This is a genomic window from Mycobacterium sp. E3305 (genome assembly GCF_001666785.1).
Lineage (GTDB): Bacteria > Actinomycetota > Actinomycetes > Mycobacteriales > Mycobacteriaceae > Mycobacterium.
In genome coordinates this window covers 1-16,043 of the sequence record NZ_LZJA01000042.1, presented here as the reverse complement: position 1 = coordinate 16,043, position 16,043 = coordinate 1, and the positions used below count along the sequence as shown (strand labels likewise).

Below are 16,043 nucleotides of genomic sequence, written 5' to 3'. Positions count from 1 at the left end.
TCAGCGCCGGCTGTCGCGAAGGTTGCCTGCGGGCATACGTCGCGCGAAATCTGCTGGTCGGACGCTTCCAACCCCGGCTATGCCGGTGCCGCCGCGGCCTCGTCGCGGCGATCGAGCAGCTTGTCCAGCACCGCCAGCCCGATCAGGAGGGCCGTCGCGGCCAGCCAGCACACCACGGCGATGGAACCGGCCGGGATGATGGCCAGCCCGGCATTGCGGTGCTGCACCCGAACCAGATTGGGATCATTCTTGTTGTACTCGACGTAGATACGCATGCCCGTGGCCAGATGCGACGGGTACAGCACGCCGAGCTCCGGGCGGTACGTGACCCGCTCGGGTGTGACGAATTCGATGGTGGAGCGGCGCGGCCCGGCGCTGAGCACCTCGGCCTGCGCCACCCCCATGTTGTGTCGAATCGCAAGGTCATCGCGCCAGGCGCCGGCCACCAGCAAGACCGACTGCAGGGTGACCAAGCCGGTCACGATGAGCACCGTCATGCGGGCCCAGCGCAGTGCGATCCGGGGCCTGGTGTTGGGCGGCTTGTCACTGCGACCGTGAATCAGTATGTGCAGCAATGCCTTTGGGTCGATCAAAGGGCCGCCTTGATGGCGGCGTGCAGCTGCCGAAGCGACGACCGGTCGGCCTTGACCTCCAGCACCCGCATACCGGGCGCGGGTTCGTCGAGCGCCGCGCCTAGCTCGTCGACCTCGATCTGCCGGCTCTCGACGTGGTAGGCGCGGCACAGCGCACCCACGTCGACGTCGTGCGGCGTCCCGAAGATCCGCGACGACACGTCGGAGAATCGCGGGTCGCCCTGCTCGAGCAACTCGAAGATGCCACCGCCGTTGTCGTTGGAGACCACGATGGTCAACTGCCGCGGGGTCGGCTCGGTGGGCCCGATCAGCAGCCCGGAGCTGTCGTGGACGAACGTCAGGTCGCCGATCAGCGCGACGGTGCGGCCCTCGTAGGCGAGCGCGGCCCCGATCGCGGTGGACACCGTGCCGTCGATACCTGCCACCCCGCGGTTGGAGCGGACGCGGATGCCGTGGGTGTCCAGGCCAACCAGGGCGGCGTCGCGGACCGGGTTGGACGCCCCCAGCACCAGCTGGTCACCCGGCCGAAGGGCGTCGGCGACGGCCGCCGCCACGTGCAAGCCGGTGGTCAGCGGGTGCGCCTTTAGCTGGTTGCGCACCGCGTCGTTGGCGTGCCGGTTGACCTCCGCGCAGCGCTTCAACCAGGCCGCACTCGGCGTGCCGGTGGTGACCGCTCGCGTCCCGGTGGCCTGCGAGTTGCCCGAGACGTCGGGCCAGCGCGGTCCGGTGGTCAACGCGTACACCGGCACCTGCGGATCGGCCAGCAGCGCCGACACCGGCCGGTGCAGGGTGGGCCGCCCGAGCATGATCACCTGCTTCGGGCGCAGCAGCGGCAGGGCCAGCGGGTGCAGCGGGTTTTCCGGTGCCGGTGCCGTCGATTCGGCGACGGTCGGCAACTGCGCGAGGTTGGGGTGCACGCCCGCGCCGTGCCCGGCGATCACGACGGTGTCGGGCGACAGGTCGATGTCCAGCGGCTGGTCGAACGTGACCGGCGGCGTGTAGGTCCACGGCCGCCCGCCGGGCCGCCCCTGCGGCACGGCGGCGCCCCGGGGTTCGGGATCGGGCACCAGGGGCTCGCGCAGCGGGATGTCGAACTGCACCGGGCCGGCGTTGGCGGTGCGGGATCCCGTCGCGGCCGCCAGGACCCGGCAGGTGGCCGATCGCCACGTCGCGTTGAAGGACTCCAGCCGCTCGGGTGCGTCCTCGGCCAGGCCCAGGCTGATAGCGGCGCGGACCTGGGTGCCGAAGTAACCCAGCTGCTCCATGGTCTGGTTGGCCCCGGTGCCCAGCATCTCGTAGGGCCGGTTGGCCGACAGCACGATCAGCGGCACCCGCGCGTAGTTGGCCTCCACCACGGCCGGCCCCAGGTTGGCAACGGCGGTGCCCGACGTCATCGCGACACACACCGGGGCGCCGGCGGCGATCGCCAGCCCGATGGCCAGGTAGCCGGCGGTGCGCTCGTCGATGCGGACGTGCAGCCGGATCCGGCCGGCGCGGTCGGCGTCGTGCAGCGCGAAGGCCAGCGGCGCGTTGCGCGACCCGGGGCACAGCACCACGTCGCGGACGCCGCCGCGAATCAGCTCGTCAACGACGACGCGGGCCTGAGTCGTCGAGGGGTTCACTCCTACAGCCTGTCACAGCCCGCCGACCGGGGGCCGAACGTGGAGTTGGCGGGCTGGTCCGCCCGGAATTCGCCCGGAAAGCCGGCGTTGGGCGCGCCCTCAGTTGCCGGCGAAGAACTTCAGCGCCGCCTCGTTGACGGCGTCCGGGCGTTCGAAGAACCCGAGGTGGCCGGCGTCGGGAATCTGCACGTAACGCCCGTTGGGCAGCGCGTCGGCGACCTCGCGCCCCAGGTAGGGCGGTGTCAGCACGTCGTCGGAGAAGCCGATCACCAGCACCGGCGTCGTGATGCTGCGGTAGGCCGGCAGCCGGTTGGTGTACGGGGCGACGTCCAGCTGGCAGCGGGTGCCCGGGGTGGACTTGATCGGCCACATGGAGAACATCGCGATCCAGTCCGCGACGGCGACGTCGTCGTTGAGCGTCTTGCGCGAGAAGTTCTCCAACAGACGGATTTTCGCGTCGTAGGAGTTCGGCAACTGGACGCCGGCGTCGCTGAGTTCGGCCTCGGCGTCGCGGAAGAACTGGCGCGCCTTGTCCATGCGGCCCCGGGTGCCCATCAACACCGCGGAGCTGACCAATTCGGGCCGGGCGAGCATGAGTTCCTGGGCGATGAACGCCCCCATCGACATCCCCACGATGCGGGCCGGGGCGGCGTTGAGCCCTTCGATCAGCGCCGCGGTGTCGGCCACCATCGTCTGCGTGGTGAAACCCTGGGCGTTCTCGGTGGCACCGATTCCGCGGTTGTCGAAGGTGATGACGCGATAGCCGGCGGCCAGGAACGCCGGCAGCTGATACGGGTGCCAGGTCCGCCCGGCGCCGCCGTGGCCGCTGATGAAAACCACGGGCTCGCCGGAGCCGCGGTCGTCGTAAGCCAGGTTGATCACTCGGACGACGGTACAAGGAGCGGGTGGCAGGCCGTGACCCGGTCGATCCACCACTGCCGTCGCTCCGGGGGCGCGGCCAGGGCCCGCAACCGCGCCGGATCCGGGGTCACCGCCCCCGCCGCCAGGGTGCCGTCGACGGGCGCTGCGACCTCGGCCACGTCCTCGACGAACAACCCGCCGGTGCCCAGCCCACACGCGTGGCGCAACACCGGCAACGCCGCCGCGGCGGCCAGCCCGGCCGCGATGCCCACCGCCGAGTCGATCGCGCTGGACACCACGACCGGGATGTCGATCTGCGCGGCGATCGAGAGCATGGGCGAAATACCGCCCAGCGGAGCGACTTTGAGCACCGCGATATCGGCGGCGCGGGCGCGGACGACCGCGAGCGGGTCGTCGGCCTTGCGGATGCTTTCGTCGGCGGCGATCGGCACGTCCGGCAGCTCTGGCCGCCGGCGCAGCGCCGCGAGTTCCTCGACGGTCGCGCAGGGTTGTTCGAGGTATTCCAGCGGGCCGTCGGCGGTCAGGGCTTGAGCTGCTCGCACCGCCTGCTCGACGCTCCAGCCGCCGTTGGCGTCCACGCGCACGGTCGGCACGAGGTCGCGCACGGCGTTGACCCGGTCCACGTCGTCGGCCAGGGTCTGGCCGGGCTCGGCGACCTTCACCTTGGCCGTGCGGGCGCCCGGGAATCGGGCCAGCACCTCGCCCACCCGGGCGGCGTCGACGGCCGGGACGGTGGCGTTGATCGGGATGCGGTCCCGGCGCGGCGGCGGTGGCGGGCGGTAGGCGGCCTCGATGCCGGCCGCCAGCCAGTGCGCGGCCTCCGGCGGGGCGTACTCCAGGAAGGCGCCGAACTCGCCCCAGCCCGCGGGGCCCTCGATCAGCGCGACCTCGCGGGTGGTGATGCCGCGGAACCGCACCCGCATCGGCAACGCGACCACGTGCAGGCGGTCCAAGAGGTCTTGCAGGCGGGGCGGGCGCGTGGGCGTCACTGCCCGTAGACCTGGCGGCCCGCGAGAAACGTCGCGCGCACGTCCAGATCAGCGATCTGCTCGGGCGGCACGGTCCGCGGATCGGCCGACAGCACCACCAGGTCGGCGTACTTGCCCACCTCCAGCGAGCCGGTCACGTCGTCGGCGAACAACTGCCAGGCCGCGTCGATGGTCTGCGCGCGGATGGCCTGCTCGACGGTCAACCGCTCCTCGGGCGCCAGCACCCGGCCGCTGGGCGCCGTGCGCGTGACCGCGACGCTGATGTTGCGCAGCGGCTCCTCGGGCGTGACCGGGGGGTCGTTGTGCAACGAGATGCGCATGCCGGTCGCGACCGCGGAACCGGCTGGCATCCAACGGGATCCGCGCTCGGCACCGAACAGGCCGTCGACGATGATGTCGCCCCAGTAGTGGATCTGGTCCACGAAGATGCTGCAGGTGACCCCGAGGTCGGCGGCGCGCCGCAGCTGCTCGGGCCGGATGGCGCCGACGTGCTCGAGCCGCAGCCGGTGGTCGTCGCGGGGGTGTCGGCGCAGGGCCTCCTCGTAGACGTCGAGGATGGTGTCCACCCCGGCGTCGCCCTGTACGTGGCAGGCCATCGGCCAGCCCAGCGGGAAGTAGGCGCCGACGATTTCGCTCAGCTGTTCGCGGGTGTAGTTGGCGTGCCCGCAGGAACCGGGCGGCACGCCGATGGTGCGGGTGGCGTCGGTGTCCAGGTAGGGGAAGGATAGGGCGATGTTGCCGACCCACGGCGAGCCGTCGACCCAGATCTTGATGCCGACCTGGCGCAGCATGTCGTCGCCCTGGCCGGGGGTGGCGTCGGTGCGCATCTGCGGGTTGGAGATCTCGTAGGTGCGCAACCGGACCGTCAGCTGGTCGCGCAGCCGCTCGACCACCGGCCCGAACGCCGGGTCGAAGGCCATCTCGGAGCAGGTGGTCAGGCCGGCGCGGTTGAGCCGCGCGCATTCGGCGAGCAGCATCGCCGGGTAGTCGCCGGGCGCGATGGCCCCGGCCAGCAGCGGGAACACCGCGCCGGTCTCCTCAGCGCTGCCGTCCAGCTCGCCGTGCACGTCGCGGCCATACCGCGCGCCCTTGGGATCGGCGGTGTCGCGGGTCAGGCCGGCGCGGCGGGCCGCGTGCGAGTTGAAGTACGCCTTGTGCCCGGAGTTGTGGATGATGATCAGCGGCCCGTCCGGCGCGATCTCGTCCAGCCACGCCAGCGTCGGCTGCGGCAACCCGGACTGCAGCAGCGGGTCCCAGCCGTTCAGGTAGGCGCCGTCCGCTCCCCTGGCGGCGACCTCGCGCCGCACCGCGGCGACGACGTCGTCGGCGGCCGGCAACGTGACAGGCCGGATGTCGACGATCCGGTCCGACAGCGCCAGCGCCTCCATCAGCGGATGGCCATGCGCCTCAACGAATCCCGGCATGACGCAGCCGTCCCCGAAATCGAGCGTTTTGGTGTCGGGCCCGATGTGGTCGTTCATTTCCGACCGGCTGCCGACGGCGACGATGCGGCCGTCGGCGACGGCGAGCGCCTCGGCGGTGGGCCGTTTTTCGTCGACGGTCAGTACGGTTCCGGTGACGACGAGATCTGCAGCGGCCATGTGCAGGGATGCTAGTGCTCCGGGGTGTCAGAGGCGTTCGAAACAGGACTGCAGCTTGAGTGCCTTCCACGGCCGGCGCCCGCCGACGATCATCAGGCCCCTGCGAGCAGCGGTCAGCGGACCGATGCGCTGGTAGAGCATGTCGCACAATGTCGAAGCGGGCATCCTGAGCACGGCGTCGGGGCGATCCGCGGGCCGGCGCTCGCGCATTTCCGCGGCACCGTCGTGAATACGGATCACATAAGGGCGCGCACCGGGGAGCTTGAAGGCGACACAGACATCGGTGCCGGCGGGCAACCCCGCGCGCACGTATCCCGGCCCCTCGCCAAGCTGCATGAGACCGCGTGCGATGAGCAGCATGTCGCGTTCCTCAACCTCCCACGGCGTCCTGGTCGCCCGCGCGACGTCCCGCCCGTGGAGGATCAACTCACCGAGCCAGTTCGTCTGCAGCGTGATGCCGTCCGCGAAGGCGCCGCAATGGGCCTCGTACACAAGGTCGTTCGAGCAAGTATCGAAGAACGCGTCCATGACGGGGGCGAGATCGCTGATCTGGTCGGCGATTTCGCCGACTGGCGCCAACAACGCGTTGAGCTCGACGCGGTTGATTTCGTCCAATTCGCGCGGGTAGGCGGCGCGGCGGAAGTCCCGTCCTTCAGCAAACGCCTGGTAGCGGTGCGCGACCGATAGCACGTGAGCGACGACCTGCTGAACAGTCCAGTCCAAGCCGGGAACGGGGGCATGCGGGTCGGCGGTGCGGATCAACCGGTCGAAGCGGTCCCGCGCCCGCCCGATGCGATCCCTCAGTTCGTCGCGGGTGGTGTCGACAAGCGCGACGTGGTCGGTGTCGTTCATCCTGCACCTCCAATACTCCAGTTTGGAGGTAAATTACTCCAGGATTGAGTATTGTCAAGGGATGGCCTCGAAACCCACCACGACATCTTTCGCGCTTCTCGGTCTGCTCGGCATCAGATCGTGGACGGCGTACGAGATCGTCGCCCAGATCAAACGCGGCGTGCACTTCTTTTGGCCGCGGTCGGAGGCTCACCTGTACGCGGAGCTCAAGCGGCTCGTCGAGCGCGGTCACGCCAGCGCCGAGACAGTCGAGGGCCGTCGCCGTCAACGCACTCGGTACACCATCACCCCGGAAGGCCGTGCGGCACTTGAGGACTGGTTCGGCACCCAGCCGGCCGTGCCGGTGGTCGAAGCGGAGGGATTCCTCCGGCTGTTTCTCGGAGACCAGGCAACCAAGCACGACCTGCGCGAGTCACTCGAAGCCACCGCCCGCGAGGCGCGCGAGATGCATGCCAAGGGCAAGGCGCTCATCGAAGAGCTCCTGCACACGGGTGGACCTTTTCCGGAGCGGCTTCACCTCGTGGAACCCGAGGCGACGTTCATCGCCGAGTTCTACCGAAATGTCATCGCATGGTGCGAACAGACAATCGCGGAAATCGAGGAGTGGCCCGACACCCGCGACGTCGGCCTCACGGCAAGGGGACGACAACGGTGGCAGCGCATACTTGCCCAGCCCGACCCCTAGGCGTCTTTCGAGGGGGTGGCTGACTAAAACTGCAACACGTTCTAGTCTTGGCCACATGAGTGACGAGCTGCTGCGCCATCCCATTCATTCCGGACACCTGACCGTCGGTGCGCTCAAGCGCAACAAGGACAAGCCGGTGCTATACCTCGGCGACACCACGCTGACCGGCGGACAGCTCGCCGAGCGGATCAGCCAGTACATCCAGGCGTTCGAGGCGCTCGGTGCGGGCACCGGCGCGACCGTCGGGCTGCTGTCGCTGAACCGGCCCGAGGTTTTGATGATCATCGGCGCCGGCCAGACCCAGGGCTACCGGCGGGTGGCCCTGCACCCGCTGGGCTCCCTTGACGACCACGCCTACGTGCTGAACGACGCCGGCGTGACGTCGCTGATCATCGACCCCAACCCGATGTTCGTCGAGCGGGCGCTGGGCCTGCTGGAGAAGGTGCCCGGCCTCAAGCAGGTCCTGACCATCGGGCCGGTCCCCGAGGCGCTCGGGGATTCCGCGGTGGACCTGGTGGCCGAGGCGGCGAAGTATCCGCCGAAGCCGTTGGTGGCGGCCGAGTTGCCGCCCGATCACATCGGGGGGATGGCCTACACCGGTGGCACCACCGGCAAGCCCAAGGGCGTGCTGGGCACCGCGCAGTCGATCACCACGATGACCACGATCCAGTTGGCCGAGTGGGAGTGGCCGGAGAACCCGCGCTTTTTGATGTGCACCCCGCTGTCGCATGCCGGGGCGGCGTTCTTCGTGCCGACGATCATCAAGGGCGGCGAGCTGGTGGTGCTGACCAAGTTCGACCCGGCCGAGGTGCTGCGGGTGATCGAGGAGCAGAAGATCACCGCGACCATGCTGGTGCCGTCGATGATCTACGCGCTGATGGACCACCCGGATTCGCACACCCGTGACCTGTCGTCGCTGGAGACGGTCTATTACGGCGCCTCGGCGATGAACCCGGTGCGGCTGGCCGAGGCCATCCGCCGCTTCGGGCCGATCTTCGCCCAGTACTACGGGCAGTCCGAGGCCCCGATGGTGATCTCGTATCTGGCCAAGAAGGACCACGACGAGAAGCGGCTCACCTCCTGCGGGCGGCCCACCCTGTTCGCCCGCACGGCGCTTCTGGGCGCCGACGGCAAGCCGGTGCCGCAGGGTGAGGTCGGCGAGATCTGCGTGTCCGGGCCGCTTTTGAGCGGCGGGTACTGGAACCTGCCGGAGGAGACCGCCAAGACGTTCAAGGACGGCTGGCTGCACACCGGTGACATGGCCCGCGAGGACGAGGACGGCTTCTGGTTCATCGTCGACCGGGTCAAGGACATGATCGTCACCGGCGGGTTCAACGTGTTCCCGCGCGAGGTCGAGGACGTCGTCGCCGAGCACCCGGCCGTCGCGCAGGTGTGCGTGATCGGCACCCCGGACGAGAAGTGGGGCGAGGCCGTCACCGCCGTGATCGTGCTGCGGCCCGACCACCCCTCCGATGAGGAGTCGGTGGCGCGGGTGACCGTCGAGATCCAGTCCGCCGTCAAGGAGCGCAAGGGTTCGGTGCAATCGCCCAAGCAGGTGATCGTCGTCGACTCGGTGCCGGTGACCGCGCTGGGCAAGCCGGACAAGAAGGCCGTGCGCGCGCGGTTCTGGGAGGGCGCCGACCGCGCCGTCGGCTGAGTCTTTCGGCTCGAGCGTCACGCCAGCGTGGCGCTCGCCGGCTGCCGTCACGTTGGCGTGACGCTCGGTGATCAGGCGGCGGCGATGCCGGCGACCAGCAGGTCGAGCATGCGGCCGGTCTGCTCCGGCGAGCCGCTGGCCAAAAAGATGCCGATCAGGCTCGACACCACGTCGTCGGCCTGCACGTCGGCGCGCAGGCTGCCGTCCTCGGCGCCGGCCCGCAACAGCAGGTCGACCGCGCCGACGATGCTGTCCCGAGTCTGGTTGGCCTGCATTGCGCCGGAGGCGAAGATCGCCTGCAACGACTCCGCCATCCCACGCTTGGCGGCCACGAATGACGCGTAGCGGTCCATCCAGCGGCGCAACGCCGTCTCGGGCGGGTGGCGCTTGAGCAGCCGTTCGGCCGTCGCGGCCACTTCGTCGAGCTCGGCGCGGTAGATCGCCTCCACCAGCGCCTCTCGATTCGGGAAATGGCGGTAGAGCGTGCCGATCCCGACGCCCGCCTCGCGGGCGATGGCCTCCAGCGACACCGGTCGCCCGTCGGCGGTGGCGAACGCCGCCGTCGCCACCTCGATTAGCCGCTCGCGATTGCGGCGCGCGTCCGATCGGATCTCGGCCAAGCGGAGGCTCCTCCGTTTCTGCTACGCTCAAATAAGCGGAGGACCCTCCGCATCTTCTCCAGTGTGGCACGAGGGAGCACCCATGACGGACACACCACGGCCAGGCGGTCCCGGCAGCATCGGCGGGTCGACCGTCGCGCGCATCGGCTACGGCGCAATGCAGTTGTTCGAGGCCCCATCCGTCGAGGACGCGGCCGCGGTGCTGCGCCGCGCGGTCGAGCTCGGGGTCAACCACGTCGACACGGCGTCGTTCTACGGCCCGGGCGAGGTGAACCGGCGGATCCGGGCGGCGCTGTTCCCCTACGCCGACGACCTCGTCATCGTCAGCAAGGTCGGCGCGCGCTTCACCGGCGAACAGCCCATGCCGCTGGCGGCGGCGCAAAAGCCCGCCGAGCTGCGCGCCGCGGTCGAGGACGACCTGCGTCAGCTCGGCCTGGACTGCGTCCCGGTGGTCAACCTGCGGCGCATGGACCTCGGCCCCGGCGTGGCCGCCGAGGGCGATCAGCAGGTGGACGTCGACGACCAGCTCGCCGAGATGATCGCGCTGCGCGACGAGGGCAAGATCGGCGCGATCGGCATCAGCGCCGTGCCGGTGGACGTGGTGCGGCGCGCGCTGCCGGCGGGCATCGTCTGCGTACAGAACGCTTACAGCGCGCTGGACCGCTCGCAGGAGGACACGTTGCAGCTCTGCGCCGCAGCGGGTGTCGCGTGGGTGCCCTACTTCCCGCTGGGATCGTCGTTTCCCGGTTTCCCGAAGGTCGCCGACCATCCGGTGGTGGCCGAGATCGCCGGCCGGCTCGGGGTCACCGGCGCCCAGGTCGGCTTGGCGTGGCTGCTGGCGCACGCGCCGAACACGTTGCTGATCCCGGGCACGCGATCCGTCGGGCACCTCGAGGAAAACCTCGGCGCCGGCGACGTCACCCTGGATGCCGAGGCGCTGGAAAGGCTGGACGCCATCGGCACAACCGAGCCCCAGCCCCATCGTGTGGAGTCCGTCCAGAGGTAACGTCGCTGAGTATGGGAAGCGGCAAATCGATCAAACCGCCGTGGTGGCTGAAGCCGGCCAACAAGGTCTTCATCCAGATGTCGCGGCTGGGTATGAGTTTCGGCGGCGAGAGCCCCGTCGTGCTGACGGTGAAGGGCCGCAAGTCCGGAGCGCCGCGCTCGACCCCGGTGACCCCGATGACGGTCGACGGCCGGCAGTACGTCGTCGCCGGGTTCCCGGGCGCCGACTGGGTCGCCAACGTGCGGGCCGCCGGTGAGGCGACGATCGCGCGCGGCCGGCACGTGCAGAAGGTGCGGGTGGCCGAGCTGCCGGCCGAGGACGCGCGTCCGATCCTGCGGCTCTTTCCGACCGAGGTGCCGACGGGCGTCGGCTTCATGAAGCGGGCGGGGCTGGTCACCGAGGGCCGCCCCGAGGAGTTCGAGGCCCTGGCCGGCCGCTGCGCGGTGTTTCGCTTCGAGCCGATTGAAACGCCATGAGCGACAATCCCTTTGACGCGACGGCCTGGCGGCCCGTGGACGGGTTCGACGGGCTGATCGACATCACCTATCACCGCCACGTCACCGACGCGACGGTCCGGGTGGCGTTCGACCGGCCCGAGGTGCGCAACGCGTTCCGTCCGCACACCGTCGACGAGCTCTACCGCGTGCTCGACCACGCCCGGATGTCCCCCGACGTCGGGGTGGTCCTGCTGACCGGTAACGGCCCGTCGCCCAAGGACGGCGGCTGGGCGTTCTGCTCCGGCGGCGACCAGCGCATCCGCGGGCGCAGCGGTTACCAGTACGCAAGCGGCGACACGGCGGACACCGTGGACACCGCCCGCGCCGGGCGGCTGCACATCCTCGAGGTGCAGCGGCTGATCCGGTTCATGCCCAAGGTGGTCATCTGCCTGGTCAACGGGTGGGCGGCCGGCGGCGGGCACAGCCTGCACGTGGTGTGCGACCTCACCCTGGCCAGCCGCGAGCACGCCCGGTTCAAGCAGACCGACGCCGACGTCGGCAGCTTCGACGGCGGCTACGGCAGCGCGTATCTGGCGCGCCAGGTGGGCCAGAAGTTCGCCCGCGAGATCTTCTTCCTCGGCCGCGCGTACACCGCCGAGCAGATGCACCAGATGGGCGCGGTCAACGCCGTCATCGACCACGCCGACCTGGAGCGGGCGGGCATCGAGTGGGCGGCCGAGATCAACGCCAAATCGCCTCAGGCGCAACGGATGCTCAAGTTCGCCTTCAACCTGCTCGACGACGGGCTGGTGGGTCAGCAGCTGTTCGCGGGTGAGGCCACCCGGCTCGCGTACATGACCGACGAGGCAGTCGAGGGCCGCGACGCCTTCCTGGAGAAGCGGCCGCCCGACTGGAGCCGGTTCCCCCGCTACTTCTAGGAGGGTCACGATTTAGGAGGGTCACGCTGGCGTGACGCTCGACGGCCAACGCCACGCTGGCGTGACACTCGGCCAATTCGGGCCCGCCCCTAGACTCTCCCCCCGTGAGCAAGAGTCCCCTTCGCCGTTTCACCGATCAGCTGGTGCTGGCCACCATGCGGCCGCCGATGACCCCGCAGGTCTTGGTCAACCGGCCCGCCATCAAGCCGGTCGACCTCGACGGCAAGCGCATCCTGCTCACCGGGGCTTCGTCGGGCATCGGCGAGGCCGCGGCCGAACTGCTGGCCCGCGAGGGCGCGACGGTCGCCGTCGTCGCCCGGCGTGAGGACCTGCTCGACGCGCTCGCGGAACGGATCACCGCGGCGGGCGGCAGCGCGGTCGCATTGCCGTGCGACGTTTCCGACATGGACGCCGTCGACGCGCTGGTCGCCGACGTCGAAAAGCGCCTCGGCGGGGTCGACATCCTGATCAACAACGCCGGCCGTTCGATCCGGCGGCCGCTGGCCGAGTCGCTGGAGCGGTGGCACGACGTCGAACGGACCATCACGCTCAACTACTACGCGCCGCTGCGGCTGATCCGCGGGCTGGCGCCCGGGATGCTCGAACGGGGCGACGGTCACGTCATCAACGTCTCCACCTGGGGAGTGCTGTCGGAGGCGTCGCCGCTGTTCGCGGTCTACAACGCGTCGAAGGCGGCGCTGTCGGCGGTGAGCCGCGTCGTGGAGACGGAGTGGGGCCCCAAGGGTGTGCATTCGACGACGCTGTACTACCCGCTGGTGGCCACGCCGATGATCGCGCCGACGAAGGCGTACGAGGGCATGCCGGCGCTCACGTCGGAGGAGGCCGCCGAATGGATGCTGACCGCGGCCCGCACCCGGCCGGTGCGGATCGCGCCGCGGATGGCGATCGCGGCCAAGGCCCTGGACACCTTCGGCCCCCGGCTGGTCAACACGCTCATGCAGCGGCAGCGGATCCAGCCGAATCGCGCGGAAGGCGACTGAGCCCACAGCGACGTGATAGACACGACGCTATGGAGATCCTGGCCAGCCGGATGCTGTTCCGGCCGGCGGACTATCAGCAGTCGTTGGCCTTCTACCGGGACCAGATCGGGCTCGCAATAGCCCGCGAGTACGGCGGCGGCACAGTGTTTTTCGCGGGCCAGTCGTTGCTGGAGCTCGCCGGCTACGGATCACCGGACCACTCCCGCGGCCCCTTCCCCGGCGCGCTGTGGCTGCAGGTGCGCGATATCGAGGCCACCCAGGCCGAGTTGCAGAGCCGGGGCGTGGCGATCGCCCGCGAGGCGCGCCAAGAGCCATGGGGCCTATACGAAATGCACGTGACCGACCCGGACGGAATCACGCTGATCTTCGTCCAGATCCCGCCGGACCACCCGTTACGGCGCGACACCCGGGGTGAACGAGCGGGAAAGTCCGGTTAACTGAGAGGTAACATCTGGCGACGAGTCTAGGTACATCCGCGATTCGGGTCTTGCTGCATTCGACAATGGAATCCCCCTACCACCAGAATCGGGCGCTGTGAACATCCAATTGTTCCTTCTGATCATTGTCGTAATCACGGCACTGGCTTTCGATTTCACGAACGGCTTCCACGACACCGGCAACGCGATGGCGACCTCGATCGCCAGCGGCGCGCTCAAGCCCAAGGCGGCCGTCGCGCTGTCCGCGGTGCTCAATCTCGTGGGCGCGTTCATGTCCACCGCCGTCGCCGCCACGATTGCCAAGGGCTTGATCGACGGGCACATCGTGACGCTCGAGCTGGTCTTCGCGGGCCTGGTCGGCGGCATCGTGTGGAACCTGCTGACCTGGCTCCTCGGCATCCCTTCGAGCTCGTCGCACGCCCTGATCGGCGGCATCGTCGGCGCCACCATCGCGGCCGTCGGCGCGCACGGGGTGATCTGGAAGGGCGTGGTCTCCAAGGCGATCATCCCCGCCGTCGTTTCCGCGATCCTGGCCATCGTGGTCGGGGCGGTGGCGACCTGGCTGGTGTACCGGATCACCCGCGGCATCCCCACCAAGCGCACCGAGGCCGGCTTCCGGTACGGCCAATGGGGGTCGGCGTCGCTGGTCTCGCTGGCGCACGGCACCAACGACGCCCAGAAGACGATGGGCATCATCTTCCTGGCGCTGATGTCCTACGGCTCGGTCAGCAAGAACGCCTCCATGCCGCCGCTGTGGGTCATCGTCGGTTGCGCGGTGTCGATGGCGTTGGGCACTTACCTGGGCGGCTGGCGGATCATCCGCACGCTGGGCAAGGGCCTGGTCGAGATCCAGTCGCCGCAGGGCATGGCGGCCGAGTCCTCCTCGGCCGCGGTGATTTTGCTGTCGGCCCACTTCGGCTACGCGCTGTCGACCACGCAGGTGTGCACCGGCTCGGTGCTGGGCAGCGGGCTCGGCAAGCCCGGCGGCGAGGTCCGCTGGGGAGTCGCCGGCCGCATGGGCGTCGCCTGGCTGGTGACGCTGCCGCTGGCCGGGTTGGTCGGTGCGGTCACCTACTGGATCGTGCACCTGATCGGCGGCTACCCCGGCGCCATCGTCGGCTTCGCGCTGCTGGTCGCGGTCTCCGCCACCATCTACATCCGGTCGCGCAAGGTCAAGGTCGACCACAACAACGTCAACGCCGAATGGAAGGGCGACCTGACCGCCGGGCTGGAGGACTCCGCCGAGCACCGGCCGCCATCGAGCGTTCCCCCGACGAACGGCAGCGGCACGACCGGCCGGTACGACTCCGACGACCCCACGATGAAGGCGAACGCTTGATGAGTCACTTCGGCGATTGGTTCAACTACCAGGCCTCCCTCAAGATCCTGCTCTTCTCGATGCTGGCCGGCGCCGCCTTGCCGGGGCTGTTCGCCCTGGGGCTGCGGTTCCACGCGGTGGGCGCCGGGCAGGCCGGCACCGAGGGCGGCTCGTCACAGAAGAATCCGGCACTGCTGGCGCTCGCCTGGCTGATCTATGCGGTGGTGATCGTGGCGATCGCCTTCGCCCTGGCGTACATCTCCCGGGACTTCATCGCCCACCACACCGGTGTCGCCTTCCTCGGAGCCAAGCCCAAGTAGCATCGAATGATGCCCACCGCGTCACCGAGCCGGACACCGGGGGGAGCTGTACCAGCGTGAACGGATTTCTCAATTCGATCGTCTCGTGGCTGCGCGCGGGATACCCGGAAGGCGTCCCGCCGACGGACACCTTCCCGGTGCTCGCGCTGCTGGCCCGCCGGCTGTCCAACGACGAGGTCAAGGCCGTCGCCTGCGAGCTGATCAGCCGGGGCGAGTTCGACGATGTCGACATCGGCGTCCTGATCACACAGATCACCGACAACCTGCCCTCGCCCGACGACGTCGAGCGGGTGCGGGTGCGGTTGGCGGCCCAGGGGTGGCCGTTCGACGACGCGGACGAGGTCGAGGACCCCGCATAGCCCTACTGCGCGCACTCACCGTCCCGCCGGGCTCGGCCGTCTCGTCGCTGTTACCCGCCCTGGAACGCGTGCTGGACGGGCGCGACCCCGCTCTGGTCGCGCTCGCGCCCGGCTCGGAGGAGCTGACGGCCGGGCTGCGGGTCGGTGAACCCATCGACGACGACGTCGCCCTGGTGGTGACGACGTCGGGGACCACGGGCGCCCCCAAGGGGGCGCTGCTCAGCGCGACCGCGTTGACGGCCAGCGCGACGGCCACCCATGACCGCCTCGGCGGCCCGGGCCGCTGGCTGCTGGCGCTGCCGCCGCATCACATCGCCGGGCTGCAGGTGCTGGTGCGCAGCGCGCTGGCCGGCTCGCCGCCCGTCGAGCTGGACGTCTCCGCAGGCTTCGATGTCGCCGAATTACCCAGCGCGATAGAACGATTGGGATCGGGCCGGCGATACACGTCGCTGGTGGCCACGCAGCTGGCCAAGGCGCTGACCGACCCGGCGGCCGCCGCCGCGCTCGCCGAACTGGACGCCGTCCAGCGGCACACCGTCGTACACGCAACCGCCCGCGGTTTCGCTCATCCCGTAGGTGCGCACCACGGCGACGCCGGCCGCCGCGGCGGCGTCGAGCACCCCCTGCGGGGCCGGGCCGCCGCCGAGCAGGACGGCGTCCAGTTCGGCGAGCGCGGCGGCGGCCGCCGGGTCGGTCAGCGCCTTGGCCAGCTGCGTGGCCACCAGC

Annotated in this window: 18 protein-coding genes; 11 read left to right on the top strand and 7 right to left on the bottom strand. The window is 70.0% G+C overall.

Translation table 11 applies throughout. From position 1 onward, the window contains the following. Positions 1-77 precede the first annotated feature (77 nt). The 6 genes from A5701_RS04610 to A5701_RS04585 all read right to left on the bottom strand — a co-directional run bounded on the left by A5701_RS04610 (position 78) and on the right by A5701_RS04585 (position 6,539). Positions 78-593, bottom strand: coding sequence for a DUF3592 domain-containing protein (locus A5701_RS04610; RefSeq protein ID WP_067749212.1), 516 nt, complete (start codon positions 591-593; stop codon positions 78-80). Next, positions 590-2,215, bottom strand: a complete 1,626-nt coding sequence (gene menD, locus A5701_RS04605; protein WP_067749209.1) for a 2-succinyl-5-enolpyruvyl-6-hydroxy-3-cyclohexene-1-carboxylic-acid synthase — start codon at positions 2,213-2,215, stop codon at positions 590-592. Before menD ends, A5701_RS04610 begins: the two co-directional genes overlap by 4 nt. Positions 2,216-2,314: 99 nt before the next feature. Continuing rightward, positions 2,315-3,097, bottom strand: coding sequence for an alpha/beta fold hydrolase (locus A5701_RS04600; protein ID WP_067749201.1), 783 nt, complete (start codon positions 3,095-3,097; stop codon positions 2,315-2,317). Continuing rightward, positions 3,094-4,020, bottom strand: a complete 927-nt coding sequence (locus tag A5701_RS04595) for an o-succinylbenzoate synthase (RefSeq protein WP_369807385.1) — start codon at positions 4,018-4,020, stop codon at positions 3,094-3,096. Before A5701_RS04595 ends, A5701_RS04600 begins: the two co-directional genes overlap by 4 nt. A 62-nt stretch (positions 4,021-4,082) precedes the next feature. After that, on the bottom strand, positions 4,083-5,687 hold the full coding sequence (locus A5701_RS04590) for an amidohydrolase (RefSeq protein ID WP_067749196.1): 1,605 nt from the start codon (positions 5,685-5,687) through the stop codon (positions 4,083-4,085). A 27-nt stretch (positions 5,688-5,714) separates the two neighbouring features. After that, positions 5,715-6,539, bottom strand: a complete 825-nt coding sequence (locus A5701_RS04585) for a maleylpyruvate isomerase N-terminal domain-containing protein (protein WP_067749192.1) — start codon at positions 6,537-6,539, stop codon at positions 5,715-5,717. Positions 6,540-6,600: 61 nt separating this feature from the next. On the opposite strand from A5701_RS04585, the gene A5701_RS04580 reads away from it, so the two are divergent. After that, positions 6,601-7,224, top strand: coding sequence for a PadR family transcriptional regulator (locus tag A5701_RS04580; RefSeq protein ID WP_067749189.1), 624 nt, complete (start codon positions 6,601-6,603; stop codon positions 7,222-7,224). A gap of 55 nt (positions 7,225-7,279) precedes the next feature. Continuing rightward, on the top strand, positions 7,280-8,881 hold the full coding sequence (gene fadD8 / locus A5701_RS04575) for a fatty-acid--CoA ligase FadD8 (protein WP_067749185.1): 1,602 nt from the start codon (positions 7,280-7,282) through the stop codon (positions 8,879-8,881). Between the two features lie 71 nt (positions 8,882-8,952). Here fadD8 and A5701_RS04570 read toward each other — a convergent pair whose 3' ends face one another. Further along, entirely contained in the window at positions 8,953-9,501 is a 549-nt protein-coding gene (locus tag A5701_RS04570) for a TetR/AcrR family transcriptional regulator (RefSeq protein WP_067749182.1), read from the bottom strand. An 82-nt stretch (positions 9,502-9,583) separates the two neighbouring features. On the opposite strand from A5701_RS04570, the gene A5701_RS04565 reads away from it, so the two are divergent. The 9 genes from A5701_RS04565 to A5701_RS04525 all read left to right on the top strand — a co-directional run. Beyond that, positions 9,584-10,507: an aldo/keto reductase gene (locus A5701_RS04565; RefSeq protein ID WP_067749178.1), complete on the top strand. Its 924-nt coding sequence runs from the start codon at positions 9,584-9,586 to the stop codon at positions 10,505-10,507. 11 nt (positions 10,508-10,518) lie between these two features. Continuing rightward, positions 10,519-10,983 (top strand): nitroreductase family deazaflavin-dependent oxidoreductase, encoded by a 465-nt coding sequence (locus A5701_RS04560; protein ID WP_067749175.1) that lies wholly within the window; start codon positions 10,519-10,521, stop codon positions 10,981-10,983. After that, positions 10,980-11,882, top strand: a complete 903-nt coding sequence (locus A5701_RS04555) for a 1,4-dihydroxy-2-naphthoyl-CoA synthase (protein WP_067749172.1) — start codon at positions 10,980-10,982, stop codon at positions 11,880-11,882. The genes A5701_RS04560 and A5701_RS04555 overlap by 4 nt, the downstream gene beginning before the upstream one ends. A gap of 104 nt (positions 11,883-11,986) precedes the next feature. Next, positions 11,987-12,883, top strand: a complete 897-nt coding sequence (locus A5701_RS04550) for an SDR family oxidoreductase (RefSeq protein ID WP_067749170.1) — start codon at positions 11,987-11,989, stop codon at positions 12,881-12,883. A gap of 29 nt (positions 12,884-12,912) precedes the next feature. After that, positions 12,913-13,320 carry a VOC family protein gene (locus tag A5701_RS04545; RefSeq protein WP_067749167.1) on the top strand — a complete coding sequence of 136 codons (408 nt, stop codon included), beginning with the start codon at positions 12,913-12,915 and terminating at the stop codon, positions 13,318-13,320. A gap of 97 nt (positions 13,321-13,417) precedes the next feature. Beyond that, positions 13,418-14,659, top strand: coding sequence for an inorganic phosphate transporter (locus tag A5701_RS04540; protein ID WP_067749164.1), 1,242 nt, complete (start codon positions 13,418-13,420; stop codon positions 14,657-14,659). After that, positions 14,659-14,958 carry a hypothetical protein gene (locus tag A5701_RS04535; protein ID WP_067749160.1) on the top strand — a complete coding sequence of 100 codons (300 nt, stop codon included), beginning with the start codon at positions 14,659-14,661 and terminating at the stop codon, positions 14,956-14,958. The genes A5701_RS04540 and A5701_RS04535 overlap by 1 nt, the downstream gene beginning before the upstream one ends. Before the next feature lie 56 nt (positions 14,959-15,014). Then, the gene (locus tag A5701_RS04530) at positions 15,015-15,317 is read left to right on the top strand and encodes a DUF3349 domain-containing protein (protein WP_067275226.1); all 303 of its coding nucleotides are present in this window, start codon (positions 15,015-15,017) and stop codon (positions 15,315-15,317) included. 68 nt (positions 15,318-15,385) lie between these two features. Further along, positions 15,386-16,043, top strand: a 658-nt coding sequence (locus A5701_RS04525) for an AMP-binding protein (RefSeq protein ID WP_231972766.1), incomplete at its 3' end; no start/stop codon positions are given.

Bases quoted from the DNA above. Each gene is read 5' to 3' on its own strand.
- A5701_RS04595 (WP_369807385.1), bottom strand. From the start codon at position 4,020: ATGCGGGTGCGGTTCCGCGGCATCACCACCCGCGAGGTCGCGCTGATC.
- A5701_RS04590 (WP_067749196.1), bottom strand. From the start codon at position 5,687: ATGGCCGCTGCAGATCTCGTCGTCACCGGAACCGTACTGACCGTCGAC.
- A5701_RS04585 (WP_067749192.1), bottom strand. From the start codon at position 6,539: ATGAACGACACCGACCACGTCGCGCTTGTCGACACCACCCGCGACGAA.
- A5701_RS04580 (WP_067749189.1), top strand. From the start codon at position 6,601: ATGGCCTCGAAACCCACCACGACATCTTTCGCGCTTCTCGGTCTGCTC.
- fadD8 (WP_067749185.1), top strand. From the start codon at position 7,280: ATGAGTGACGAGCTGCTGCGCCATCCCATTCATTCCGGACACCTGACC.
- A5701_RS04565 (WP_067749178.1), top strand. From the start codon at position 9,584: ATGACGGACACACCACGGCCAGGCGGTCCCGGCAGCATCGGCGGGTCG.
- A5701_RS04560 (WP_067749175.1), top strand. From the start codon at position 10,519: ATGGGAAGCGGCAAATCGATCAAACCGCCGTGGTGGCTGAAGCCGGCC.
- A5701_RS04555 (WP_067749172.1), top strand. From the start codon at position 10,980: ATGAGCGACAATCCCTTTGACGCGACGGCCTGGCGGCCCGTGGACGGG.
- A5701_RS04545 (WP_067749167.1), top strand. From the start codon at position 12,913: ATGGAGATCCTGGCCAGCCGGATGCTGTTCCGGCCGGCGGACTATCAG.
- A5701_RS04535 (WP_067749160.1), top strand. From the start codon at position 14,659: ATGAGTCACTTCGGCGATTGGTTCAACTACCAGGCCTCCCTCAAGATC.